Annotated in this window: 19 protein-coding genes; 7 read left to right on the top strand and 12 right to left on the bottom strand. The window is 64.7% G+C overall.

Going from position 1 to position 23,183, the window contains the following annotated elements; translation table 11 throughout:
- Positions 1-17 precede the first annotated feature (17 nt).
- The 3 genes from JQ572_RS09225 (at position 18) to JQ572_RS09215 (ending at position 1,780) form a co-directional block, all read left to right on the top strand.
- The gene (locus tag JQ572_RS09225) at positions 18-698 is read left to right on the top strand and encodes a GntR family transcriptional regulator (protein ID WP_211382692.1); all 681 of its coding nucleotides are present in this window, start codon (positions 18-20) and stop codon (positions 696-698) included.
- 44 nt (positions 699-742) lie between these two features.
- Positions 743-1,057 carry a hypothetical protein gene (locus tag JQ572_RS09220; protein ID WP_211382691.1) on the top strand — a complete coding sequence of 105 codons (315 nt, stop codon included), beginning with the start codon at positions 743-745 and terminating at the stop codon, positions 1,055-1,057.
- Between the two features lie 306 nt (positions 1,058-1,363).
- Positions 1,364-1,780, top strand: a complete 417-nt coding sequence (locus JQ572_RS09215) for a DUF1236 domain-containing protein (protein WP_211382690.1) — start codon at positions 1,364-1,366, stop codon at positions 1,778-1,780.
- Between the two features lie 66 nt (positions 1,781-1,846).
- Here the strand turns inward: JQ572_RS09215 and JQ572_RS09210 are convergent, their stop codons facing one another.
- The gene (locus JQ572_RS09210) at positions 1,847-2,260 is read right to left on the bottom strand and encodes a hypothetical protein (protein ID WP_211382689.1); all 414 of its coding nucleotides are present in this window, start codon (positions 2,258-2,260) and stop codon (positions 1,847-1,849) included.
- Positions 2,261-2,560: 300 nt separating this feature from the next.
- Here JQ572_RS09210 and JQ572_RS09205 point away from each other — a divergent pair, with 300 nt between their 5' ends.
- Positions 2,561-3,832: an MFS transporter gene (locus JQ572_RS09205; RefSeq protein WP_211382688.1), complete on the top strand. Its 1,272-nt coding sequence runs from the start codon at positions 2,561-2,563 to the stop codon at positions 3,830-3,832.
- Positions 3,833-3,949: 117 nt separating this feature from the next.
- On the opposite strand, the gene JQ572_RS09200 is transcribed toward JQ572_RS09205, so the two are convergent.
- Positions 3,950-4,771: an NAD-dependent epimerase/dehydratase family protein gene (locus JQ572_RS09200; protein ID WP_249128935.1), complete on the bottom strand. Its 822-nt coding sequence runs from the start codon at positions 4,769-4,771 to the stop codon at positions 3,950-3,952.
- 88 nt (positions 4,772-4,859) lie between these two features.
- Between JQ572_RS09200 and JQ572_RS09195 the strand changes: the two genes are divergently transcribed.
- Entirely contained in the window at positions 4,860-5,837 is a 978-nt protein-coding gene (locus JQ572_RS09195) for an SMP-30/gluconolactonase/LRE family protein (protein ID WP_211382687.1), read from the top strand.
- Between the two features lie 183 nt (positions 5,838-6,020).
- Here the strand turns inward: JQ572_RS09195 and JQ572_RS09190 are convergent, their stop codons facing one another.
- Positions 6,021-7,451 carry an aldehyde dehydrogenase family protein gene (locus tag JQ572_RS09190; protein ID WP_211382686.1) on the bottom strand — a complete coding sequence of 477 codons (1,431 nt, stop codon included), beginning with the start codon at positions 7,449-7,451 and terminating at the stop codon, positions 6,021-6,023.
- A 265-nt stretch (positions 7,452-7,716) separates the two neighbouring features.
- On the bottom strand, positions 7,717-10,080 hold the full coding sequence (locus JQ572_RS09185) for a transketolase (RefSeq protein ID WP_211382685.1): 2,364 nt from the start codon (positions 10,078-10,080) through the stop codon (positions 7,717-7,719).
- A 133-nt stretch (positions 10,081-10,213) separates the two neighbouring features.
- On the opposite strand from JQ572_RS09185, the gene JQ572_RS09180 reads away from it, so the two are divergent.
- Complete coding sequence (locus tag JQ572_RS09180; RefSeq protein WP_014497003.1) at positions 10,214-10,675, top strand: Lrp/AsnC family transcriptional regulator; 462 nt, start codon at positions 10,214-10,216, stop codon at positions 10,673-10,675.
- A gap of 109 nt (positions 10,676-10,784) precedes the next feature.
- Positions 10,785-11,702 carry a polyphosphate kinase 2 gene (gene ppk2 / locus JQ572_RS09175; RefSeq protein ID WP_211382684.1) on the top strand — a complete coding sequence of 306 codons (918 nt, stop codon included), beginning with the start codon at positions 10,785-10,787 and terminating at the stop codon, positions 11,700-11,702.
- Between the two features lie 108 nt (positions 11,703-11,810).
- On the opposite strand, the gene JQ572_RS09170 is transcribed toward ppk2, so the two are convergent.
- The 8 genes from JQ572_RS09170 to JQ572_RS09135 all read right to left on the bottom strand — a co-directional run bounded on the left by JQ572_RS09170 (position 11,811) and on the right by JQ572_RS09135 (position 23,176).
- Entirely contained in the window at positions 11,811-12,890 is a 1,080-nt protein-coding gene (locus JQ572_RS09170) for a zinc-binding dehydrogenase (RefSeq protein ID WP_211382683.1), read from the bottom strand.
- Between the two features lie 60 nt (positions 12,891-12,950).
- A complete protein-coding gene (locus JQ572_RS09165) occupies positions 12,951-13,892 on the bottom strand; it encodes a DMT family transporter (protein WP_211383524.1) in 942 nt (313 codons plus the stop codon).
- A 187-nt stretch (positions 13,893-14,079) separates the two neighbouring features.
- Positions 14,080-14,919, bottom strand: a complete 840-nt coding sequence (locus JQ572_RS09160; RefSeq protein ID WP_211382682.1) for an aldo/keto reductase — start codon at positions 14,917-14,919, stop codon at positions 14,080-14,082.
- A gap of 324 nt (positions 14,920-15,243) precedes the next feature.
- Positions 15,244-17,949 carry a nitrate reductase gene (locus JQ572_RS09155; RefSeq protein WP_211382681.1) on the bottom strand — a complete coding sequence of 902 codons (2,706 nt, stop codon included), beginning with the start codon at positions 17,947-17,949 and terminating at the stop codon, positions 15,244-15,246.
- Positions 17,950-17,963: 14 nt separating this feature from the next.
- The gene (locus JQ572_RS09150; RefSeq protein WP_211382680.1) at positions 17,964-19,181 is read right to left on the bottom strand and encodes an NAD(P)/FAD-dependent oxidoreductase; all 1,218 of its coding nucleotides are present in this window, start codon (positions 19,179-19,181) and stop codon (positions 17,964-17,966) included.
- A 10-nt stretch (positions 19,182-19,191) separates the two neighbouring features.
- Positions 19,192-19,620 carry a globin family protein gene (locus JQ572_RS09145; protein ID WP_211382679.1) on the bottom strand — a complete coding sequence of 143 codons (429 nt, stop codon included), beginning with the start codon at positions 19,618-19,620 and terminating at the stop codon, positions 19,192-19,194.
- Between the two features lie 119 nt (positions 19,621-19,739).
- Positions 19,740-21,131, bottom strand: a complete 1,392-nt coding sequence (locus JQ572_RS09140) for an MFS transporter (RefSeq protein ID WP_211382678.1) — start codon at positions 21,129-21,131, stop codon at positions 19,740-19,742.
- A gap of 329 nt (positions 21,132-21,460) precedes the next feature.
- A complete protein-coding gene (locus JQ572_RS09135) occupies positions 21,461-23,176 on the bottom strand; it encodes an ABC transporter ATP-binding protein (protein ID WP_211382677.1) in 1,716 nt (571 codons plus the stop codon).
- Positions 23,177-23,183 lie beyond the last annotated feature (7 nt).

The raw sequence follows: 23,183 nt of genomic DNA, 5'->3' as shown, positions 1-23,183 counted from the left end.
GAGCCGGAGGCTGAGGGATGCCCGACATTCACACCGCAGACGCCATGACGGTCCGGCGCGACGATCCGGACGACGTGGTCGCGCGGCTCGAGGAGGACATCATCTTCGGCCGCCTCGCGCCCGGCGCGCGCCTGACCGAGGACGCGCTGATGTCGGCTTACGGCACTTCGCGCCACTTCGTGCGCCAGGCGCTGGTGGATGCCGAGCGGCGCGGCATCGTCCGCCGCGAGAAGAATGTCGGAGCCACCGTGCGGTTCTACTCGGCCGAGGAGGTCGGGCAGATCTACGAGGTCCGGGAGATGCTGACCCGGCAGGCCGCGCTGATGATCCCCCTGCCCGCACAGCAAGGCCTGATCGACGAGCTCTCTGCCTTGCAGCGGCAATATTGCGCGAGAGCCGACGTGCAGGACCTGCGCGGCATCCACGAGGCCAACGACGCTTTCCACCTCGCCCTCTTTTCAGCCTGCGGCAATCCCTATCTGGTGCGCTCGCTGCAGGACTACATGAACCTGACGCTGCCGATGCGCGCGAAAAATCTCGCCGACCGCGACGGCCTCGCGCAGTCACGGCGCCAGCACGAGCTGATGATCGAGCTGTTGAAAGGCCGTGACAGCTGGGCGCTGGCCCAGCTCTGCGTCGATCACATGCAGTTCAGCAAGAAGGATTATCTGGCAAGGATTGCGGGGGAGGAGAGCTGACACCAGAGCAAGGTGACACTACGGCCGCACACTGGAATAATTCGATGCCAGACCCAGAACTTATCAAACGCTGGAAGACTACCGAGACGCTGCTTGAGCGCGCGCGGCGCGCCCTGCCTGAGACCATCCCGCAGCACGAGCAAGAGCGCGTAGCACTCATGGCTCAATACCAAGCATTCCTCGATCACAACGAACTGGAGCTGGCGCTCGACATTTTGGAACAACTTGGCCACCTCACCTCAGCCAAAGGCGGATTTTGGCGTGATCTGGAGCGAGCCGCTGAAAACATGGCGCTAGCAGAACGATTGCATGCTCTTCGAAAGGCGTTTGCCGACACGCCAGTCAAGCCGCAGGGATAATCAACAAAAACTCCCGGATGACCGGCTCGCCACGCAAACAATGCGCTTTGACCACTATGCCGCAATATCGCGGTCCGATGACGATCCGCCATTTCGGCCGGCGATCGGGCTGCGTGCTTGACATCCCTCGCGGCAGGCGAGCCCGTAGCAAGGTTGGTGCAGCGTACGCGGTAAAGCGCGCTGGATTGCTTGCAATTGCAGGCCGTACGAGCCCATTCCGGCGATAACGCCCGCAGTCCACATTGCTGGGGAACCTATGGTCGGCTTGGTGCTTGTCTTGCACAATCCCCCACCATAGGAGCTGCCATGATTTGCCGTTTTGTCGGAGCCGCCGCTGTTGCCGTCGCCGTCCTGCTTCCCGTAACGACCCAGGCCCAGGGCGTACCCGGAGGTGTCGAACGCGGTGCGCGGGATGGCGAGCGAGCGGCAGGCCCGGTTGGGGCGGTTGTGGGTGGCGTGGTCGGCGGCGTCGTTGGCGGCGTGGCGGGAGTCCTTGGTGTCGATCAGCGTCCTCGCTTTCACTCCTACGTCGTCGAACAGCGACGCCCTTCCTATCAGTATCGCGAGGACGTGAGAGTCGGGGCGGTTCTTCCTGAAGAGGGCGTGACCTATTACGAGGTGCCGGCCGAGTACGGCGCCCGCGAGTATCGTTATACGGTGGTCAACGGTCGCACCGTGCTGGTCGAACCGCGAACACACCGGATCGTCGAGATCGTCGAATAACAACCAAGGGCCGTCTTTCGAGACGGCCCTTTCGTTTGCGGATATCTAAATCCCTCAAGTCCCGGTTCAGTACCGCCTCAGCAGACCGCGATCCACGCTGGCATCGCCGTAAGCGGGGCAAGCCCTTGTCGGGGTCTTGATCAAATCCGCCCGCACGCGCTTGAACGCCTTGCCGGCCGCCTCGGACACCTCGGGGCGGAATTTGCCCGGATCATAGGTCTCGCCATCGCGGGCCTTGATGGCCGCAGCATAGGCGTCGATCATGGCCATCGCGGCCTCGGGGCCGCCGAGAAGCCGGGCGCCGAGTTGAACGCTGCCCGCGCCATTGACCTCGTAGCCGACGCATCGTTGTTCGAGCACCGCGGACGCGGTGACGAGCTGGTCGAGAAACGTCGCCTCGGCGTCGCTGAGCGTTGCGGCTCGCGACGATCCTGACACGATCATCGCGAGCAGTACGACGGCTGAAAATTTGATTTTCATTGTCGTGACCCTCGCTGCCGCCGTTGAACCGCGATCGAGGCACCGGTTGCCGAATCGCGATCGCACAGATCGAGACCCAGATGCCGAGAGCAAGGTTGACCTGGATCAATGGGCGGGACGGCCAAAACCGGAGCTCGGCCCTTGCACGCGCTCGTTCTCTATGAGCTGAGGCAGCGCGTCGAGATCGGTATCAAAATTGGTTGTCAAGCCATCGAAATCGCGCGCGGCCGGAAATAGATAGGGACCGGCGCCCGACCCCGAATCGCAAATCCTCCCCTCCTTCCTCCCGAATGAATTGGCATGACCGAACAAACCCTGACCGAGCCGATCGACCAGCGGCAAGAGCTGTCCCGCGGCTTTACGCGCTACCAGTCGATCCTCGTCGCGCTGCTGGCGCTGGTCCAGTTCACGATCATCATCGATTTCATGATCATGTCGCCGCTCGGCGCCATCATGATGCCGGCGCTCGCTATTTCGGCCGCACAGTTCGGAGTGGCCGTCTCGGCCTACGCATTCAGCGCGGGAGTTTCCGGCATCCTGGCGGCCGGCTTTGCCGACCGGTTCGACCGCAAATGGCTGCTGTTGTTTTTCTACGCCGGCTTCACCCTTGGAACGGCGCTGTGCGCGATGGCGCCCAATTATCACGTGCTGCTGTTCGGGCGAATCGTCACCGGCCTGTTCGGCGGCGTGATCGGCTCGGTCGTGCTCGCCATCGTGACCGATCTGTTTGCGCTGCAATTGCGCGGCCGCGTCATGGGTTTCGTGCAAACCGCCTTCGCCGCAAGCCAGGTGCTGGGCATCCCGGCCGGTCTTTTCCTCGCCAACCAGTGGAACTGGCAAGTCGCGTTCGGCGCACTGGTCGGCCTGTCGGTGATCGGGATGGCCGCCGTGATGTTCCTGATGAAGCCGGTGAACGGCCATCTCGCGCTGAAGCAGGACAGAAATCCGTTCCGGCATCTGATCGCAACACTCGCGCAGCCACGCTATTGGATGGCGTTTTCGGTGACGACGCTGCTGGCGACCGGCGGCTACATGCTGATGCCATTCGGCAGCGCCTACACCGTGCACAACCTCGGCATCGATATCGTGCATCTGCCGACGATCTATCTCGTCTCCGGACTGTTCAGCATTTTCATCGGCCCGCTGGTGGGACGCGCGAGCGATGCCTTCGGCAAATACCCCACCTTCGTCTTCGGCAGCGCGATGTCCATCGTCATGGTGCTGATCTACACCCATCTCGGCGAGGTGAGCCTGACGGTCGCGATCCTGGTCAACGTCCTGATGTTCGTCGGCATCTTTTCCCGCATGATCCCGTCGCAGGCGTTGATTTCCGCAATCCCCGAGCCGGCGCAACGCGGCTCCTTCAGCGCGGTCGGCGCCTCGCTGCAACAGCTCTCCGGCGGGCTCGGCTCCGTGCTCGCCGCCGCGCTCATTGCGCAGGAGGCCGACGGTACGCTGCGGCACTTCGACCGGCTGGGATACGTCGTCGTGACGACGGCGGTGATTTCCCTGATCCTGATGTATTTCGTGCAGCGGCCGATTGCGGCCCAGGCCGGCAAACGCGTGGTTTAGGGCGCCGGGCTTCTTTCGCCTCTCACCGTCCCCGCGGAGACAGCCCCTCACCCCACTCTCTCCCCGTAAGAACGGGGGGAGGGAGCGCGGCGGCAGCTCAGCTATCCGGTCAAGCGCCTACCGCTTGTTCCAGTCGATGATGCGGCTCGCATCGCCGTCGAACTCGTTGCTGCAGAATGCGCCGCCCTGGAAGTGGTCGCCGACCGGGTCGGGCTTCAGCTTGGCCTGCTCGGCCAGCGCGTGGTCGCGGAAATCCTCGGCGCGGCCGGTGGGGCGGTAGCCGAATTCGTAGGCGCGGTGGTTGTCCCACCAGGCGCGTTCGTTGAGCGAGGCGCCGTAGAACACCTCGAAATGGATGTCGGGATGCTCCAGCCCAATCTGGCAGAGCTGCACCAGATCCTCCGGCTTCAGCCAGATTGCGAGCCGGCGCTGGTCGAGCGGCATGTCGCCGAAATTGCCGATGCGCAGACAGGTGACCTTGAGGCCGTGCTTGTCGGCATAGAGCGCGCCGAGCGCTTCGCCGAACACCTTGCTGACGCCGTAGCGGCCGTCGGGGCGCGGCGTGACGTCGGTGCCGATCTTGTGGTGACGCGGATAGAAGCCGACGGCATGGTTCGAGGACGCGAACACCACGCGCTTGACGCCCTTGCGGTAGGCGGCCTCGAACAGATTGTAGCCGCCGATGATGTTGGCCTGGAGGATGTCGTCCCAGGGGCCTTCGACCGAATAGCCGCCGAAATGGATGATGCCGTCGACGCCCTCGCAGAGCGCCTCCACCTGCGCCATGTCGGACAGGTCCGCCGCCTTGAACTGCTCGTTCGGGCCGAGATCAGCAGGCTTGCGGATATCGGAGAGCAGCAGATCCGGATAGATCGGCGGCAGCAATTTGCGCAGGCGCGTTCCGATTCCGCCCGAAGCTCCCGTCATCAAGATGCGCATGTCAGTCCTCGCTGCTTCAACGGATTTGCCGTCACGTGTCTCTAATGATAGCAGCATTGTCCAGAGGGAACGAAACGAGAGAACCGACATGAATGAGGCATCGTCCCACACCCAGGAGCGGTCAGGCTGGCGGCCGGCGAGCTACTATCCAGATCCGGCCATTCACGCACTCGATCCCCGCTTCGAAAAATACTGGCTGAAGCTTTCGGCGGTGGAACGGCTGACGACCGGCCTGCGCTGGGCCGAAGGACCGGTCTGGTTCGGCGACGGGCGCTACCTCCTGTGCAGCGACATCCCGAACCAGCGCATCCTCAAATGGGAGGAGGAGACGGGCGCGGTCTCGGTGTTTCGCAAGCCTTCCAATTTCGCCAACGGCAACACAAGGGATCGCCAGGGCCGGCTCGTCACCTGCGAGCATGGCGGACGGCGCGTGACCCGCACCGAGTACGACGGCAGCATCACCGTGCTGATGGATCAATTCAACGGCAAGCGGCTGAACTCGCCGAACGATGTCGTTGTCAAATCGGACGGCTCGATCTGGTTCACCGATCCGACCTTCGGCCTGCTCGGCAATTACGAGGGCTACAAGGCCGAGCCCGAGATCGATCCGAACGTCTACCGGCTCGATCCCGCGACCGGCAAGGCGACCATCGTCGCCGAGGGCGTGCTCGGGCCGAACGGGCTGTGCTTCTCGCCGGACGAGAAAATCCTCTACGTCGTGGAATCGCGGGGCGTGCCGAACCGCAAAATCCTCGCCTATGACGTCTCGGCGGATGGCACCACGATCTCCAACAAGCGCGTGCACATCGATGCGGGCCCCGGCACGCCTGACGGCATGCGCTGCGACATCGACGGCAATCTCTGGTGCGGCTGGGGCATGGGCGATCCCGAGCTCGACGGCGTCGTGGTGTTCGCACCTGATGGCGTCATGATCGGCCGCATCGCGCTGCCCGAGCGCTGCGCCAATCTCTGCTTCGGCGGCGTCAAGCGTAACCGCCTGTTCATGGCCGCGAGCCAGTCGATCTACGCGCTGTATGTGAACACGCAGGGCGCGGTGGGGGGATAGTTTCTCGGTCGTCACGCCTCTCGTCATTGCGAGGAGCGCTTGCGACGAAGCAATCCAGACTGTCTCCGCGGACCAATTCTGGATTGCTTCGCTTCGCTCGCAGTGACGGCGGTTAGAGATGCCGGAACGAAAAACGCCGGAGCGGTTTCCCGCTCCGGCGTCTGTCTGTTCAGGAGCTAACGCTTACGCCGCGTTGAAACCGGCGACGGCCTTCACTTCGAGGAAGTCCTCGAGGCCGTACTTGCCCCACTCGCGACCGTTGCCCGACTGCTTGTAGCCGCCGAACGGCGCGGTGCGGTCGTTGGGCACGCCCTGCAGGTTGACGTTGCCGGCGCGGATCTGCCGGCCGACGCGCTTGGCGTCCTCGACCGAAGCGCCCGTGACGTAGCCCGCGAGCCCATAGGGCGTGTCGTTGGCGATTTGCACGGCCTCGGCTTCGTCCTTGGCGCCGATGATGGTCAGCACCGGTCCGAATATCTCTTCGCGGGCGATCGTCATGTCGGGGGTGACGTCGGCGAAGATGGTCGGACGGACGTAGAAGCCCTTGTTGACGCCCTCGGGCAGGCCCGGGCCGCCGGCGACGAGCGTTGCGCCCTCGTCGATACCCTTCTTGATCAGGCCCTGGATCTTGTCCCACTGGCCGCGATTGACCACGGGGCCGATGGTGGTGCCTTCGGCGCGGGGATCGCCGGCCTTGGTCTTGTCGGCGACGGCCTTCGCGATCGCGGCGACTTCCTTCATCTTCGAGGCCGGCACGATCATGCGCGAGGGCGCGTTGCAGGACTGGCCGGAGTTGTTGAACATGTGCATCACGCCGCCGGTCACCGCCTTCGTGAGGTCGGCACCTTCGAGGATGACGTTCGGCGACTTGCCGCCGAGTTCCTGGCTGACGCGCTTCACGGTCGGCGCCGCGCGCTTGGCAACGTCGATGCCGGCGCGGGTCGAGCCCGTGAACGAGATCATGTCGATGTCGGGATGCTCGCTCATGGCGGCGCCGACCTCGGGACCGAGGCCGTTTACGAGGTTGAACACGCCCTTCGGCACGCCGGCTTCATGGAGGATCTCCGCGAAGATCAGCGCCGAGGTGGGCGTGAACTCCGACGGCTTCAGGATCATGGTGCAGCCGGCGGCAAGCGCGGGCGCGACCTTGCAGGCGATCTGGTTGAGCGGCCAGTTCCAGGGCGTGATCATGCCGACCACACCAACCGGCTCGCGCAGCACCATGGCGGTGCCGACCGGCTCCTCGAAATGATAGTTCTTGAGCACGTCGAGCGTGGTCATGAGATGGCCGAGGCCAGCACCGGCCTGAAGCTTCTCCGCCATCGGCAGCGGGGCGCCCATCTCGTCGGACACCGCGGCGCCGATCTCCTTGAGACGGCCCTTGTAGATCTCGATGACTTTCGTGAGCAGCGCGACACGCTCCTCGCGGCTGGTCTGGGAGAAGGTTGCAAAGGCGCGCTTGGCGGCGGCAACCGCCTTGTCCACGTCGGCCTTGGAGCCCAGCGCAACCTCGTACATCGCCTCTTCCGTCGCCGGATTGACCACGGCGGTGGACTTCTTGACGGCGGGATCGACCCAGGCGCCGTCGATGTAGAATTGCATGCGATTGACCATCGTTAACCTCTTCTTGGGGGCTTGGGGGGCGTTTCGGCAGGCATCCTTGCACGAAAGCGCCGGCAATTGAACCCGCCATATGCGGGGCCAGCGTTGCGGCGGACGGAGGTTATATGAGCCGATGGCGGGAACGAGGCAAGGCTCCCTCGGTCGTCATTCCGGGACGCGCCCTCTTGGCTCGGGCCCGGACTCCATACTTCCGATGGTGGCTATGGATTCCGGGCTCGCGCTTCGCGCGCCCCGGAATGACGACCCGCTATTTCCATTACACTGCCATCTTCCGATGCAGCACCGGCGCGCCGGTGGTGAGACTTTCGGCCGCATCGATGATGGCGTTGGCGTCGATGCCGTAGTGGCGATAGAGGTCGGCGATGGTGCCGGTCTGGCCGAACTGCTCGACGCCGAGCGCCTCGACGCGGTGGCCGCGAACGCTGCCGAGCCAGCCGAGGGTTGCCGGATGGCCGTCGATCACGGTCACGATGCCGCAGTCGCGCGGCAGCGGCGCCAGCAGCTTTTCGATGTGGCTGAGATGCTGCACGCCGCGCCGATCGCGCCGCAATTTTCGCGCGGCGGTCCAGCCAGCATGCAGGCGATCGGCCGAGGTGATCGCGAGCAGGCCGATGTCGCGGCGGCTCTCGCCGATGAAGCCGGTCGCCTCGATCGCTTCGGGCGCCACCGCGCCGGTATAGGCGATCACGAGTTCGGCATTCGGGCCCGGCTTGCGCAGCCAATAGGCGCCGTCGGTGATGCCCTGCTCCAGCTCCGGCGTCATGATCCGCTGCGCCTGCTCGATGCTGCGCGTCGAGAGCCTCAAGTAAACGGAACCACCCTCGCCCGGATCGCGCTGCATGTGGTTGAAACCCCAACCCATGATCACGGCGAGCTCATCGACGAAGGCCGGCTCGAACGAGGCAAGGCCGTCCTGCGCCATGCCGATCAGCGGCGTCGCGATCGACTGGTGCGCGCCGCCTTCCGGTGCGAGCGTGATGCCGGACGGCGTCGCCGCCACCATGAAGCGGGCATCCTGATAGCAGGCGTAATTCAGCGCATCGAGCCCGCGCTCGATGAAGGGATCGTAGAGCGTGCCGACCGGCAGCAGCCGCTCGCCGTTGATCTGGTGCGACAGGCCGAGTGCGGAGAGCATGATGAACAGGTTCATCTCGGCGATGCCGAGCTCGAGATGCTGGCCCTTGGGCGAGAAGTCCCAGTTGAAGGTGGAGGGAATTTTCTCGCTGCGGAATAAATCCGCCTTCTCGCCGCGCGCGAACAGGCCGCGGCGGTTCACCCAGGGGCCGAGATTGGTCGAGACGGTGACGTCGGGCGAGGTCGTGACGATGCGGCTGGCGAGTTCACTGTCGTCGCGCGCGATCTCGTTCAGGACGAGGCCGAAGCCCTGCTGGGTCGACATCTGCGCCGATGGCTTGAACGCGAGCTGCGAGGGCACCTCGACCACGGGCGCGGTCAGCCGGCGGCCATCCTGGTTGAACGGCACGCGCGCGAGGAAGGCGTCGAGCTCGGCGGCATCCTGCGCGAGGCCCTCGTATCTGTCCCATTCGTGGCCCGGGCGGATATTCTGGCTCTCGCGATATTTCTCCATCTGCGCGACCGTCATCAGGCCGGCATGATTGTCCTTGTGGCCCTGGAACGGCAGGCCGACGCCCTTGATGGTGTAGGCGATGAAGCAGACCGGGCGGTCGTGGTCGATGGATTCGAAGGCGTCCAGCATGCTCGCCATGTCGTGGCCGCCGAGATTCGACATCAGTGCCAGCAGCTCGTCGTCGCTGCGCTTGTCGATCAGCCTTGTGATCGGGCCCTGGTCGCCGATCTCGTCGTGCAGATGCTTGCGGAAGGCCGCGCCGCCCTGGAAGCACAGCGCCGCATAGAGTGCGTTCGGGCAATTGTCGATCCAGCGCTTCAACGCCTCGCCGCCGGGCTCGGCAAAGGCCTCGCGCATCAGGCGGCCGTATTTCACGATCACCACGTCCCAGCCGAAATTGCGGAACATGGTCTCGAACTTTTCCCAGAGCCCTTCGCGGACGACGGCATCGAGCGACTGCCTGTTATAGTCCACCACCCACCAGGTATTGCGCAGGCCGTGCTTCCAGCCCTCCGCAAGCGCCTCGAAGATGTTGCCCTCGTCCATCTCGGCGTCGCCGACGAGCGCGATCATCCGCCCCTCGCGGCGATCCTTCATCCAGCCATGCGCCTTGACGTAGTCCTGCACCAGCGAGGCGAACAGCGTCTGCGCGACACCGAGGCCGACCGAGCCGGTCGAGAAGTCGACGTCGTCGACGTCCTTGGTGCGGGAAGGATAGGATTGCGCGCCCTTGAAGCCGCGGAAATTCTCCAGCTTGTCGCGGGTTTGGCGACCGAACAGATACTGGATGGCATGAAACACCGGGCTCGCATGCGGCTTCACCGCGACGCGGTCCTCGGGCTTCAGCACGTGGAAATACAGCGCCGACATGATGGTTGCCAACGAGGCTGACGAGGCCTGGTGGCCGCCGACCTTCAGGCCGTCCGAGTTCGGGCGGATGTGGTTGGCGTGGTGGATGGTCCATGACGACAGCCACAGCGCCTTGCGGGCCAGCGCGGTCAGGGTTTCAAGGCGAGCGGACTCAACGGGCATGGCGATGCTCCGGAAAACAAGGCCCCGATCATACCCCTACGGAGCGCGCCAAACTTCTCAATTTTTCGCGCCATACCCGCGGATATTGGGATAATTTACCAAAGCATGCCCACAGAATACAGGTTTCATCCCAATGCCGGACCTCGACGCCATCGACCGCAAGATCCTCGCCTTGCTCCAGAACGACAGCCGACTGACCATGCAGGAACTCGCCGACAAGGTCGGGCTCTCGGTCTCGCCCTGCCATCGCCGGGTCAAGCTGCTGGAGGAGCGCGGCGTGATCTCGCGCTACATCGCGACCGTCGACCAGAAGGCGCTGGGGCTGCATGTCAGCGTGTTCATCTCGATCAAGCTGGCGCGGCAGAAGGAGGAGGACCTCAACCGCTTCGCGCGCGCGATCTCGAAATGGGACGAGGTGCTGGAGTGCTATCTGATGACCGGCAACCGCGACTACCTGCTGCGCGTGGTCGCGGCCGACCTCGCGTCATACGAGACATTCCTGAAGACCAAGCTGACCCGGCTCGACGGCATCGCTTCGATCGAGTCGAGCTTTGCGCTGAGCCAGGTCAAATATTCGATCGCATTGCCGGTGTGACGGCTTGCCCGGCCCATTTCGGAACCGGCCGGCCGCCGGTGTCACATGGGCGCAATAAACCCCATCGATGGTCGTGGGGATATTGGCACCCGAGCCGAGAGAATGACCCATGACCGCAGTCGATCGCCCCACCACCGCCATGCGCGAGCGCATCTACCAGGAAATGGCCGACAATCTCGACGAGGAGCTGGAGCTCGAGCTGGACGACAGCCGGCTCGACGAGTTCCTGGACGAGAACGACACGCTCAGTCCGACGGTGGATCGCAGGCTCTATTTCAAGGAGTTGCTGCGGCTCCAGGGCGAGTTCGTGAAGCTCCAGGACTGGGTGCAGAGCGAAAAGAAGAAGGTCGTCGTGCTGTTCGAGGGCCGCGACTCCGCCGGCAAGGGCGGCGTCATCAAGCGCATCACCCAGCGCCTCAATCCCAGGATCTGCCGCGTCGCCGCGCTGCCGGCGCCGAGCGAGCGCGAACGCACGCAATGGTACTTCCAGCGCTACGTCTCGCACCTGCCGGCCGGCGGCGAGATCGTGCTGTTCGACCGCAGCTGGTACAATCGCGCCGGCGTCGAGCGGGTGGTGGGCTTCTGCTCCGAGGACGAGTACGAGGAGTTCTTCAAGACGGTGCCGGAGTTCGAGCGGATGCTGATCCGCTCCGGCATCATCCTGGTCAAGTACTGGTTCTCGATCACCGACGACGAGCAGCAGTTCCGCTTCAGCATGCGCATCAGGGATTCACTGAAGCAGTGGAAGCTGAGCCCGATGGACGTCGAGGCGCGCAGCCGCTGGGAGGCGTACACCAAGGCCAAGGAGACGATGCTGGAGCACACGCACCTGCCGGATTCGCCGTGGTGGATCGTGGATGCCGTGGACAAGAAGCGCGCCCGGCTCAACTGCATCGCTCACTTCCTGAGCCAGATGCCGTACCAGGAGGTCGCACGCGTGCCGGTGGTGCTGCCGCCGCGCGTCCGCAATCCGGACTATCACCGCGGCCCAATTCCGCCGGAGATGTACGTGCCGTCGAAGTACTGAAGAAGATCTCGCAGGGTGGGCAAAGGCGCGTAGCGCCGTGCCCACCATGCGTCCGCGCTTGTGATGGGAATGGCGGGCACGCTATGCTTTGCCCATCCTACAGGACCGTCACCGCCACGGCTGCACGATGATCTTGGTGTGCGCCTCGGGATTGGCGAGGTCGGCGAAGGCTTTTGCGACGCCATCGATGCCGATTTGCGCCGTCACCATCGCTGCCGCATCCACCTGCCCTTCGGCGATCAGGCGCAATGAAGCTGCGAACTCGTCCGGCGTGTAGCCGAGCACATACTGGACGTTGAGCTCCTTCATGATGCCGAGCATCGGCTCGCTTTTGTCGCTTTCCATGCAGACGCCGACCACGACGATCCTGGCATCGCGCGGCGCGCCCTCGTACACCTGCTGCAACAGTCCGGGCACGCCGACGCATTCGAAGATGATCGCGGGCTTGAGTGCGGGCAGCATCGCCTGCAGCGGCGGCCGCGCCGCCTTCTCGGCCTCGGACATCTGCGCATGCTCGGCCCAGGTCGCATAGGGCTGCGACACTTTTGGATCGACCACGATATTGGCGCCGAGCCTGGCCGCGAGGGCGCGCCGCGCCGGCGAATAGTCGGCGGCGACGATCGGATGCAGGCCCCTGATCCTGAGCGCCGCGATCACCGCCAGCCCGACCGGACCGCAGCCGATCACGAGCGGCACTTCGCCACCGCTTATGTTGGCTTTCGCCACGGCGTGGACGCCGACGGCGAGAGGCTCGGTCAGCGCGGCATGTTCGGGCGCAAGTCCATTGGGTACTTCGAGCAGCAGCGGCTCGCTGAGCAGCATCGCCGCGGCATAGCCGCCGACATTGTCGTTGGAATAGCCGATGCCTTCGATGCCCTGCGGCGTCACGAGCGCTGGCAGCGAGCAGACGCGTGTGCCGGGCTTCAGCTTGCGCGCGGTGCCGGGGCCGTAGTCGACGATCTCGCAGCAGAACTCGTGGCCGAACACGACGTCGCGGGTGAGGTCCATCGGCTTGCGCCCGGTCTTTCGCGCCATCTCCACCATGCGATGGGCGTGCTGGCGCGCGTGCAGGTCGGAGCCGCAGATGCCGCAGGCGAGCGTCTTGACCAGCACCTGGCCGTTGCCCGGCGTCGGCTCGGCCATTTCGTCGACGATAATCTCACCGTTCCTGAAGATCGCAGCGCGCATCCGGCTCCTCCCGTGTTGTTGGAGCCGTTGATAGCACGAAGCGGAAGCCGTGATATTGCTTCAGGCGTTTGGGGAACGCTCTTCCAGCACCAGGAGCTGGGCACGGCGGACGCGCTCGCGGTGGGCGATGTAGAGACCGCTGGCGACGATGAAGGCCGCACCCACGACGGTCCAGACATCAGGCACTTCGCCGAAGATGAAGAAGCCCAGAATGCTGACCCAGAGCAATTGCGTGTAGGAGAACGGCGCCAGCACCGAGGCGTCGCCGTAGCGATAGGCCAACACGATGATCCACTGGCCGACGGTCGAGGCAACGCCGATCACGATGCCAAGCCCGATTGCAGTCCAGGTCGGAGTCACCCAGACGAACGGCACCATCACACTGAGAATCGCAAGACCCGTGAGCGCGGAATAGGCCATGGTGGTGAGGACGGCTTCGCGGCCGCTCATCATGCGTGTCAGGATCAGCGCCGCGGCCCAGCAGAATGCCGAGATGATCGGGAAGAACGCGGCGACGTGAAACGCGCTGGAGCCCGGCCGCAGGATGATCAGCACGCCCGTCAGGCCGATCGCGGTCGCGATCCAGCGGCGCATACCGACCTTCTCGCTCAGGAAGACGATCGACAGCGCGGTGACGAACAGCGGCGAGACGAAGCCGGTCGCCGACGCTTCCGCGATGGGGAGGAAGCTCAGGCCCGTGATGAAGAACAGCGAGGAGCCGAGCAGCGCGGCACCGCGCATCAGTTGCAGGCCGAGGCGCTCGGTGCGCATCGCATGCAGCGGCGAGCCCGGCAGCATCACCGGCGTGAACATCAGCGCGAACGTCACGAAGCGGATCCAGGTGATCTCGATCGACGGCAGGCTCGTCGACAGATATTTCGCGGTGACGTCGGAGCAACCTAGAAAGATCGTCGACAGCAGCACAAGCGCGATACCCTTGAAGGGATGATCGACGCGCGCAGGAGCACGACGGCCGACGCTCTTCTTCTCGGGCATGGGCACGGAAATACTGTCGAGCCTAACGGCTGCGGCGGGCGGCGGAGTCACGGCTGGAACTCTGGAAAATGCGAATCGGGGACGGCCTTAAAAAACGACAAATGCGCCGGTTTCACAACTTCCGAAAACAGGATGCCGATATGCGCTGAGGTCCGCGCGCGTCAATACTCCGTTAATTTGCCCGTTTGCTGCACTACAGCATTGGTAGGCCGCGCGGCTTCGGACCGCGCGGAAACGCCGCATCCAGCGCAGCAATCTCCTCTTTCGTCAGCATGAGATCGCCGGCCGCGGCATTTTCGCCGGCGTGTTCCGAAGACGATGCCTTCGGGATCGCGAACACCGTAGTCGCACGGGTGAGGAAGCTCAGCGCGACCTGACGCGGTGTCGCACGACGCGCCTCTGCGATGCGCGCCAGCACGGCGCCGCCCTTGCTGCCATCAGCTGGGAAATCGTCATGACCGAACGGCGAATAGGCGACCACGGCGACACCATGCTGCGCGCACCACGGGATCACCGCATGCTCGATCGCGCGTTCCTTCAGATGATAGAGCACCTGGTTGCAGGCGATCCGGCCTTCGCCGGCGACATCGAGCATCTCGTCGAGATCGTCTGCGTCGAAATTGGAGACGCCCCACGATTTGATCTTGCCAGCCTTCACCAGCTCTTCGAAGGCGGCCACGGTGTCTTCCTGCGGATAGGAACCGCGCCAGTGCAGCAGATAGCAATCGAGACGATCGGTCTTCAGCCGCTTCAGCGAGCGCTCGCACGCGGTGATGGTTCCGCGCCGCGAGGCGTTGCTCGGCAGCACCTTTGAAACCAGGAACACGTCGTCGCGCCGGCCCGCGATCGCATCGGCTATGACGAGTTCCGCATCGCCATACATTTCAGCGGTATCGATATGGGTCATGCCGAGATCGAGTCCGCGCTGAAGCGCAGCGATGGCGCGTTTGCGGTCGCCGTGGTCGAGATACCAGGTGCCCTGCCCGATGACGGAGACGTTGGCGCCGGTCTTGCCGAAGGCATGTGTGTTCATGTTCGTCTCCGAAATCTATGTCGTCCTGGCGAAAGCCAGGACCCATTACCACAGGGAGATGTTGCCGCAGTAGATGGTGGCGGCGGTGCGCTTCAGCAACTGATCGGGGCAATGGGTGGACGACGACGGAAAGATAGGAAGCACGCCTCCATCAACCCCGTCGTTGCGAGCGCCCTGTCCGCCGTAGCTCGAAGAGCGAAGGCGGAGGCGAAGCAACCCAGACTGCCCACCGCGGAGGAACTCCGGATTGCTTCACGGAGCCCGTCATCGGGCCGCGCTTCGCGCGGACCCGTTGGCGCGCAATGACGACGGCGAGAGCAGCGCCTAGCCCGCGGCGCCCGCGAGCTTGGCCTGCTTCACCGGCGCAACCTCCGTCGTTGCGATCAGGCGCTTCAGCTCCGGGATGCAGGAGCCGCAATTGGTGCCGGCCTTGAGCTTTGCGCCGATCTCGGCGGCCGTGCGGGCGCCTGCGACGATGGTGTCGCAGATGGTGCCGCGGCCGACGCCGAAGCAGGCGCAGACAACGGGACCCGTCGAAGCTGCGCCCTCACTGGACTTGCCGGACAGCAGCATGCGGCGCTGCTCGTCGGTGACGTGGTCGGCCACGAACAGGCTCTTCACCACCTCCCAATCGCCGGCATCATGCGCGGGGCCGACGAACAGGCAGGTCTCGATGCGGTCGCCCACAAACGACGCCGCGCGGTAGACGCCGCCGCCGAAATCGCGATAGTCGGCGACGTCCTCGCCGGCAACGCTGTCGAGCCAGGCCGGCCAGCGCGACAGATCCGCATTGTCGGCGAACAGATAGCCGAAGCCGCCGCTCACGGTGACGCGGGTCCACATCAGGTTCGGCGGCAGATCGAGCTGCTTGCGCGACAGCGCAAAGCCGCGGAAGACGTATTCATACGGCGCGATCGCGGCCGGCGTCGCCTTGGATTCCGGTTGCCCCGAGAACGGATCGGTGAACGGTGCGACCAGCGCGCCGACGCGGCCGTGCGAGGCATTCATCGCGCTCCAGTGGATCGGCGCGAACAGCGTGCCGCGCTGCTGGCGGTCGCTGACGACGACCTTCAGGATGCACTGGCCGTAATCGGTGGTGATACGGGCGAAGCCGTCATGGGCGATGCTGTATTTGCTGGCGTCGTCGGGATGAATCTCGACGAACGGCTCGGGCAGATGCGCGCCCAGCCGCTGGCTGAGGCCCGTGCGGGTCATGGTGTGCCACTGGTCGCGGATGCGGCCGGTGTTGAGCCGCAACGGCCGCGACGGCCCGGTCTCGCCGCGCAGCGCCGGCACTTCCGGCGCGACGAAACGGCCCCTGCCGTCATTGGTGAAGAAGCCGCCGCCGGCAAAGAAGCGCTCGCCCGGTGCCTCGCCTTCGCGGGCAGGCCACTGCACGGGGTCCAAGGCGTCGAACCCATCATCGGACAGCGCAGTGAGCGCGCCGATATCGAAGTCGCGGCTGCCATTGTTCTCGAACGCCGAGAGCGCCGCGTGCTCGCGGAAAATATCCGCGGCGGATTTGTAATTGAAGCTGTCGCCGAAGCCGAGACGTTTGGCGGTCTCGCTGAGAATCCACCAGTCCGGCCGCGCCTCGCCCGGTGCCGGCAGGAACGAGCGCTGGCGCGAGATGCGGCGCTCGGAGTTGGTGACGGTGCCCGACTTCTCGCCCCAGGCAAGCGCCGGCAGCAGCACATGCGGGCCGGCCTCGACCGTGTCGTTGGAGAGCACGTTCTCGGAGATCACGAACAGCTCGAGCTTCTTCAGCGCTTCGCGCACGAAGTCGGCGTCGGGCAACGACACCGCCGGATTGGTGCCCATCACCCACAGCGCCTTGACCTCGCCGCGATTGATGGCCTCGAACAGCTGTACCGCCTTCAATCCCTCATGGGTGGCGATGCGCGGCGCCTTCCAGAATCGCCTGACACGGTCGATGTCGGGCGGCGTGAAGTTCATGTGCGCGGCGAGCTGGTTGGCGAGGCCGCCGACCTCGCGGCCGCCCATCGCGTTGGGCTGGCCGGTGAGCGAGAACGGCGAGGCGCCGGGCTTGCCGATACGGCCCGTGGCAAGATGGCAGTTCAGGATCGCGTTGACCTTGTCTGTCCCCTGCGCCGACTGGTTGACACCCTGCGAATAGAGCGTCACGACGCGCGGCGTGTCGCGGAACATCTTGAAGAAGGTCGCGATGTCCTGCTCGGACAGCCCCGTCGCCAGCGCAGTCGCGGTGACGCTGCCGGCGATGTTGCGTGCGCGCGCCAGCGCGTCGTCGAAGCCCGAGGTGTATTGCGCGATGTAGTCCTGATCGAGCGCACCATGGTCGACGAGATGCACGAACAGGCCGCAGAACAGCGCGGTGTCGGTGCCGGGCTTGAGACCGAGAAAAAGGTCGACGTCCGTGGCGGTATCGGTGCGGCGCGGATCGATCACGATCATGCGCGCACCGCGCTCCTGCCGGTTCTTCAGCATGCGCTGGAACAGCACCGGATGGCACCAGGCCGCGTTCGAGCCGACGAACACGAGCAAATCGGCCTCGTCGAGATCCTCATAGCAGCCGGGCACGGTGTCGGCGCCGAAGGCGCGGCGATGACCGGCGACCGAGGACGACATGCAGAGCCGCGAATTGGTGTCGACATTGGCGGTGCCGACAAAGCCCTTCATCAGCTTGTTGGCGACGTAATAGTCTTCGGTCAGGAGCTGGCCGGAGAGATAGAACGCGACCGCGTCGGCGCCGTCGCGCGCGACGATGTGCTGCATGCGATGGGCGATGTGGTCAAGCGCATCGCTCCAGGCAACGCGCTCGAGCGCGCCCTTGCAGCGGATCATCGGATAGAGCAGACGGCTTTCCAGCCCGACGGTCTCGCCGAGCGCGGACCCCTTCGAGCACAGCCGGCCGAAATTGGCGGGATGATCGGGATCGCCGACGACCGCCGCGCCGCCCCTGCCGTCGGGGGTCGCCAGCACGCCGCAGCCGACGCCGCAATAGGGACAGGTCGTCTTGGTGGTGCGGAGCGTGGGATCGATCGCTGTCATATCAACCCGCCTTGTCAAGCCGCCTTGGAAGGACGCGCCAGCGCGCGGCCGAACATCATGTCGGTACGGATCGCCGTCACCTTGTCGCGATTGCGGATCAGCTCGAGATACCAGAGCGCATCGACGGTATCGCCGATCAGCACGGCGCCGGTGAGCCGGCCGTCGGCAATGACGAGTTTCTTGTAGGTGCCGCGCCTGCGATCTGACAGCACGAGGCTCTCGCTGCCCTCCCCGCCCATGAAATCGCCGGCCGAGAACACGCTGACGCCCGACACCTTCAGATTGGTCGAGACCACGCTGCCCGGATAGGCGGCGGGCCGACCGGCAAGATGCCGCGCCAGCACGCGCGCCTGCTCGTAGGCGGGCTCGACCAGGCCGTAGCAGGTGCCGCGATGCTCGGCACATTCGCCGAGGGCGTAGATGTCCGGCGAGGCGGTCTGCATCTCGTCGTTGACGACGATGCCGCGGTTGACCGCGATACCGGCATCCCTGGCAAGCGCCACATTCGGCCTGATGCCGGCGGCGAAGATGACCGCATCGGCCTCGATACGCGTGCCGTCGGCAAGTTCGACGGCCTCGACGTGACGTTCGCCATGGATACGGGCAGTCGATGCATCGAGCAGGATGCGGATGCCCTTGCGCTCGACCAGCGTCTTCAGCAGATCGGCCGCGGGCGCATCGAGCTGACGCTCCATCAGCCGGTCCATCAGGTGCAGCAGCGTCACCGGGGCGCCGGCCTTGGCAAGACCGTAAGCCGCTTCAAGCCCGAGCAGACCGCCGCCGACCACGACGACGCGTTTCCTGGCCGCGGCGAGCGTCAGCAGCAGATCGACATCGCGGGTGTCGCGAAAAGTGTGCACGCCGGCAAGATCGGCGCCCGGCACGTTGAGCCGCAGCGGGGTCGAGCCGGTGGCGAGCACGAGCTTGGAATATTCCATGCTCTCTTCGCCTTCGATCTTGAGCTCGCGGCGGCCGGTGTCGATCTCGGTAACGCGATAGCCGTAGCGTACCGTGACGCCGCGATGGCGCCACCAGTCGGCCGGCCGCAGCTCGATCTCGTGCGAGCCGGTCTCGCCGGCCAGCACGGAGGAGAGCAGCACGCGATTGTAAGCGAGCCGCGGCTCTTCGCCGATCACGGCGACCGCGTAGCGGCCGAGCGCGGTCTTGGCGAGCTCGTCGACCAGACGCGCGGCCGCCATACCGTTGCCGACGATGACCAGCGGTTCACTCACAAGGCATCTCCTATTCGGCAGCCTGCGCCTTGGCGCCATAGGCTTCGGACATCATGTAGCCGGACAGCACGCCATAGGCATCGGTCCAGGCCGTGGCGAGTTCGGGCGTCCAGGCTTCGCCGAGCCCCTTCTCCAGGGTCCACAGCAAGGTCGCGCCGACCACGGGATAGTGCTCGGCCTTGGCGCCATAGGCGACGTGACGCTTGGCGAGCGCCGAGGCCGCGGGAAGAATCGAGTCCAGGTTCGACAGGCCGCCGACGACGGCGGCGAGCATGCCCATCAGCTTCTTGCGCTGCTCGGTCATGTCCTCGGGAAACATCGCACGCACGGACGGCGCCACCTCGAACAGGCGGTCGTAGAACAGCACCGCGGCCGTTTCCGATATCGGCGCGACCTTGGCGAAGCTCTGCTGGACGAGGGTGATCTGTTCTGGCGTCATGATATTCTCCTGCCTGTTGGGTTTGCCTTGGTGCGCGCCATTGCGAACCAGGTTCATGGTCAAACTGTCGGGCAATGCTTCTCCCCGCGTACGGGGAGAAGCGAGATTCGTACCAAGCGTTACACCCTTGCTCCAGCAAGGCTTGGCGCGCCTTCGCCCTGCGGGCTGCGACGCAGGTAGAACCACCAGGTCAGTGCGAGGCAGGAGGCGTAGAAGCCGAGATAGATCGCCAGCGCGAGCTGCGGGCCGCCGGTCAGCGCGATCGACTTGCCGAAGCCGCTCGGGATCAGATAGCCGCCGACGGCGCCGACCGCGCCGATGAAGCCGACCGCCGCGCCGCTCTCGATGCTCGCCGTCTTCAACGCGATCGCGCGCTCCGCATCGCCCTTGCCGCGCACCCTGAACAAATTCTGCTCGCGGAAGATCGAGGGGATCATGCGGTAGGTCGAGCCGTTGCCGATGCCCGTCGTCACGAACAGGATCAGGAACATCGACAGGAAGCCGATGAAATCCTTCTGCCCGACGAAGTAGAGCACGCCGACCGTGGCGCCTGCCATCACGATGAAATTCCAGAACGTGATGACCGAGCCGCCGATCCTGTCGGCGAGCCAGCCGCCGAACGGGCGCGACAGCGAGCCGACCAGCGGCCCCAGGAACGCGATCGCGATCGTGACTTGCGGGAACTGGGTCTTGATCAGCAGCGGAAACGCGGCCGAGTAGCCGATGAAGGATCCGAACGTGCCGATATAGAGATATGCCATGATCCAGGTGTGCCTGCGCTTGACCACCGCGAGCTGGTTCCTGATCGACGACTTCGCCGTGGTCAGGTTGTTCATGAAGAACACCGCGCCGAACACCGCGATCGCGATCGGCAGCACCCACATCAGGCCGGCGTTCTGAAGGAACACGCCGTCGACCGGCGTGGCCTGGAACAGGTTGATGACCGCGAGCGTCATCAGGATCGGGGTCAGCAGCTGCACGCTGGAGACGCCGATATTGCCGCCGGCTGCGTTGAGGCCCAGCGCCCATCCCTTCATCTTGTCGGGGAAGAAGAACGAGATGTTGGTCATGCTGGAGGCGAAATTGCCGCCGCCGAGACCGGCGGTCGAGGCGATCAGCAGCATCAGCCAGAACGGCGTATCCGGCTGGCTCACGAAATAGGCGAGCGAGAGCGTCGGGATGAACAGGATCGCCGCGCTGAAGATGGTCCAGTTGCGGCCGCCGAACGTCGTCACCGCGAAGGTGTAGGGAAAGCGCATCAACGCGCCGATCAGGCCCGGCACGGCGACGAGCTGGAACAGCTGGTCGGTGGTGTAATGGAAGCCCGCCTGCGGCAGCTTCGTGGTGACGATGCTCCAGATCAGCCAGACCGAAAAGCCGATATGCTCGGCCACGATCGACCAGATCAGGTTGCGTCGCGCGATGGTCTTGCCGGTCGCATTCCAGAACGCCTCATCTTCGGGGCGCCAGTCAGAAATCCAGGTTTGATTTCCAGTCGGACTCTTGGTCATTGAAGAATATCCCTTCCAGTCTCACCGCTGCGTCGTTGCAGGCTCAGCCTCCGGCCACGGAGGCGCGCTCCGGGGCTTCACCCCGGTGGCGAGTTACGATGCTGATTGATGATGTTGAGGGACGTCGTCGTTGGCGTCGCGCTAAAGCATTTCAATTTCCGTGCCAGTTGCGCGTTATCGGGAAATACAGGGAATTCAGAGGCTTGTTCGAATTGCCCGAAATGTTTGCAGGCCAATTTCGCATGCAAATTTTGCGATTCGCTCAATCCTTGTGCGACGCACAAGGATTGAGCTTGGTGCAAATGATTTGAACGTGCATGCGCGCCTGCTCACGCCGCTTCTGGATTGACGGCTTGTGTCTTCGGCGCCTTTGACACGGCTCCATGCTCGTAAGCCTCGAGAAAATCGAGCAGCTCGCGGCGATATCGGTAGTAGTTGGGGTGCTCGAGCAGGGCCTTTCGCGTGCGCGGCCGTGGAATGTCGACCTCCATGATGTGACCGATCCGGGCGTTCGGCCCGTTGGTCATCATCACCACCCGATCGGCAAGCAGGATCGCCTCGTCGACATCATGGGTCACACACATCGCCGTCACCTGCGTGCGCTTCCAGACCTCCATCAGCACCTCCTGGAGGTCCCAGCGGGTGAGGCTGTCGAGCATGCCGAACGGCTCGTCCAGCAACAGCAACTTCGGCGACAGCGCGAAGGCGCGCGCAATGCCGACCCGCTGGCGCATGCCGTTGGACATCGCCGCGGCCGACTTGTCGAATGAATCCGCAAGCCCAACCCGCTCGAGGTAATAGTCGACGATCTCGTCGCGCTGCCGCCGCGTGGCGTGCGGATAGACGCGGTCGACACCGAGCGCAACGTTCTCACGTGCCGTGAGCCAGGGAAACAGTGAAGGCGCCTGGAATACGACCGCACGGTCGGGACCGGCCGTCGTCACCTCTCGGCCATCGAGAATGATGCCCCCGAGCGAGACCTCGTTGAGACCGGCGGTCATCGACAGCACCGTCGACTTGCCGCAGCCGGAATGACCGATCACCGAGATGAACTCGCCCTTGCGAACCTTGAGATCGAAGTTCTCCACGATGGTCAGCGGCCCCGTCGGCGTCGGATAGACCTTCGAGAGCTGGGAGAATTCGAGATAGCGATCTGTATTGAACGTGACCGCAGTGGCCGCCTTCTGATAGGCCGTCGGCGGCTTGTCCATCTGCGTGATGGACACAACGTTGGGGAGGGTACGAACCGTCGCATCGGCATTGGCCGAGCGCTCGTTCACGACGTCCAGGAGATAGCCGGTGACGGCCTGCCGCAGCCGCTTGAAATGCGGATCCTCGTTGATCGAGGACCGGTCGCGCGGGCGCGGGATGTCGACCTTGAACTGCTGGCCGAGCGTGGCGTTCGGACCCGGCAACAACGGAATGATGCGATCGGCGAGCAGGATCGCTTCGTCGACGTCATTGGTAACCAGCACCACGGTGCGCTTCTCGCGCGACCAGATGTCAACGATCTCGTCCTGGAGCTTCGCGCGGGTCAACGCGTCGAGCGCCGACAGCGGCTCGTCGAGCAGCAAGATCTCAGGGCTGGTTGCGAGCGCACGCGCAACGGCGACGCGCTGGCGCATGCCACCGGACAGCTCCACCGGCAGGCGGGTCGCCGCGTGCGACAGCCCGACCATATCGATGTAGCGGTCGATGCGGCCGGCGCGCTGAGCCTTGCTTTCGCGGGCAAACACCTGATCGACAGCGAGAGCGATGTTGCCGCGTACCGTAAGCCACGGCATCAGCGAGTACGACTGAAACACGATGCCGCGGTCCGGCCCGGGCCCCGCGACCGGCTTGCCTTTGAGCGTGATCTCGCCGGCATCCGGCTGCACCAGCCCGGCGATCGCCGAGATCAGCGTCGTCTTGCCGCTGCCCGAGAAGCCCACGATGGCGATGAATTCGCCCTCGGCGACCTCAAGATTGACGTTCGACAGCACGTTGGTGCGCTTGGCGCCGGCACCGTAGCCCTTGCAGAGCCCCTTCAGCGACAGGAACGACATCGGGGCC

Source organism: Bradyrhizobium sp. SZCCT0153 (genome assembly GCF_018129995.1).
Taxonomy (GTDB): domain Bacteria; phylum Pseudomonadota; class Alphaproteobacteria; order Rhizobiales; family Xanthobacteraceae; genus Bradyrhizobium; species Bradyrhizobium japonicum_G.
The sequence above is the reverse complement of the archived record's forward strand: the minus strand, read 5'-3'. Positions and strand labels throughout refer to the sequence as shown.

Bases quoted from the DNA above. Each gene is read 5' to 3' on its own strand.
- JQ572_RS09225 (WP_211382692.1), top strand. From the start codon at position 18: ATGCCCGACATTCACACCGCAGACGCCATGACGGTCCGGCGCGACGAT.
- JQ572_RS09220 (WP_211382691.1), top strand. From the start codon at position 743: ATGCCAGACCCAGAACTTATCAAACGCTGGAAGACTACCGAGACGCTG.
- JQ572_RS09215 (WP_211382690.1), top strand. From the start codon at position 1,364: ATGATTTGCCGTTTTGTCGGAGCCGCCGCTGTTGCCGTCGCCGTCCTG.
- JQ572_RS09210 (WP_211382689.1), bottom strand. From the start codon at position 2,260: ATGAAAATCAAATTTTCAGCCGTCGTACTGCTCGCGATGATCGTGTCA.
- JQ572_RS09205 (WP_211382688.1), top strand. From the start codon at position 2,561: ATGACCGAACAAACCCTGACCGAGCCGATCGACCAGCGGCAAGAGCTG.
- JQ572_RS09200 (WP_249128935.1), bottom strand. From the start codon at position 4,771: ATGCGCATCTTGATGACGGGAGCTTCGGGCGGAATCGGAACGCGCCTG.
- JQ572_RS09195 (WP_211382687.1), top strand. From the start codon at position 4,860: ATGAATGAGGCATCGTCCCACACCCAGGAGCGGTCAGGCTGGCGGCCG.
- JQ572_RS09190 (WP_211382686.1), bottom strand. From the start codon at position 7,451: ATGGTCAATCGCATGCAATTCTACATCGACGGCGCCTGGGTCGATCCC.
- JQ572_RS09185 (WP_211382685.1), bottom strand. From the start codon at position 10,080: ATGCCCGTTGAGTCCGCTCGCCTTGAAACCCTGACCGCGCTGGCCCGC.
- JQ572_RS09180 (WP_014497003.1), top strand. From the start codon at position 10,214: ATGCCGGACCTCGACGCCATCGACCGCAAGATCCTCGCCTTGCTCCAG.
- ppk2 (WP_211382684.1), top strand. From the start codon at position 10,785: ATGACCGCAGTCGATCGCCCCACCACCGCCATGCGCGAGCGCATCTAC.
- JQ572_RS09170 (WP_211382683.1), bottom strand. From the start codon at position 12,890: ATGCGCGCTGCGATCTTCAGGAACGGTGAGATTATCGTCGACGAAATG.
- JQ572_RS09160 (WP_211382682.1), bottom strand. From the start codon at position 14,919: ATGAACACACATGCCTTCGGCAAGACCGGCGCCAACGTCTCCGTCATC.
- JQ572_RS09155 (WP_211382681.1), bottom strand. From the start codon at position 17,949: ATGACAGCGATCGATCCCACGCTCCGCACCACCAAGACGACCTGTCCC.
- JQ572_RS09145 (WP_211382679.1), bottom strand. From the start codon at position 19,620: ATGACGCCAGAACAGATCACCCTCGTCCAGCAGAGCTTCGCCAAGGTC.
- JQ572_RS09140 (WP_211382678.1), bottom strand. From the start codon at position 21,131: ATGACCAAGAGTCCGACTGGAAATCAAACCTGGATTTCTGACTGGCGC.
- JQ572_RS09135 (WP_211382677.1), bottom strand. From the start codon at position 23,176: ATGTCGTTCCTGTCGCTGAAGGGGCTCTGCAAGGGCTACGGTGCCGGC.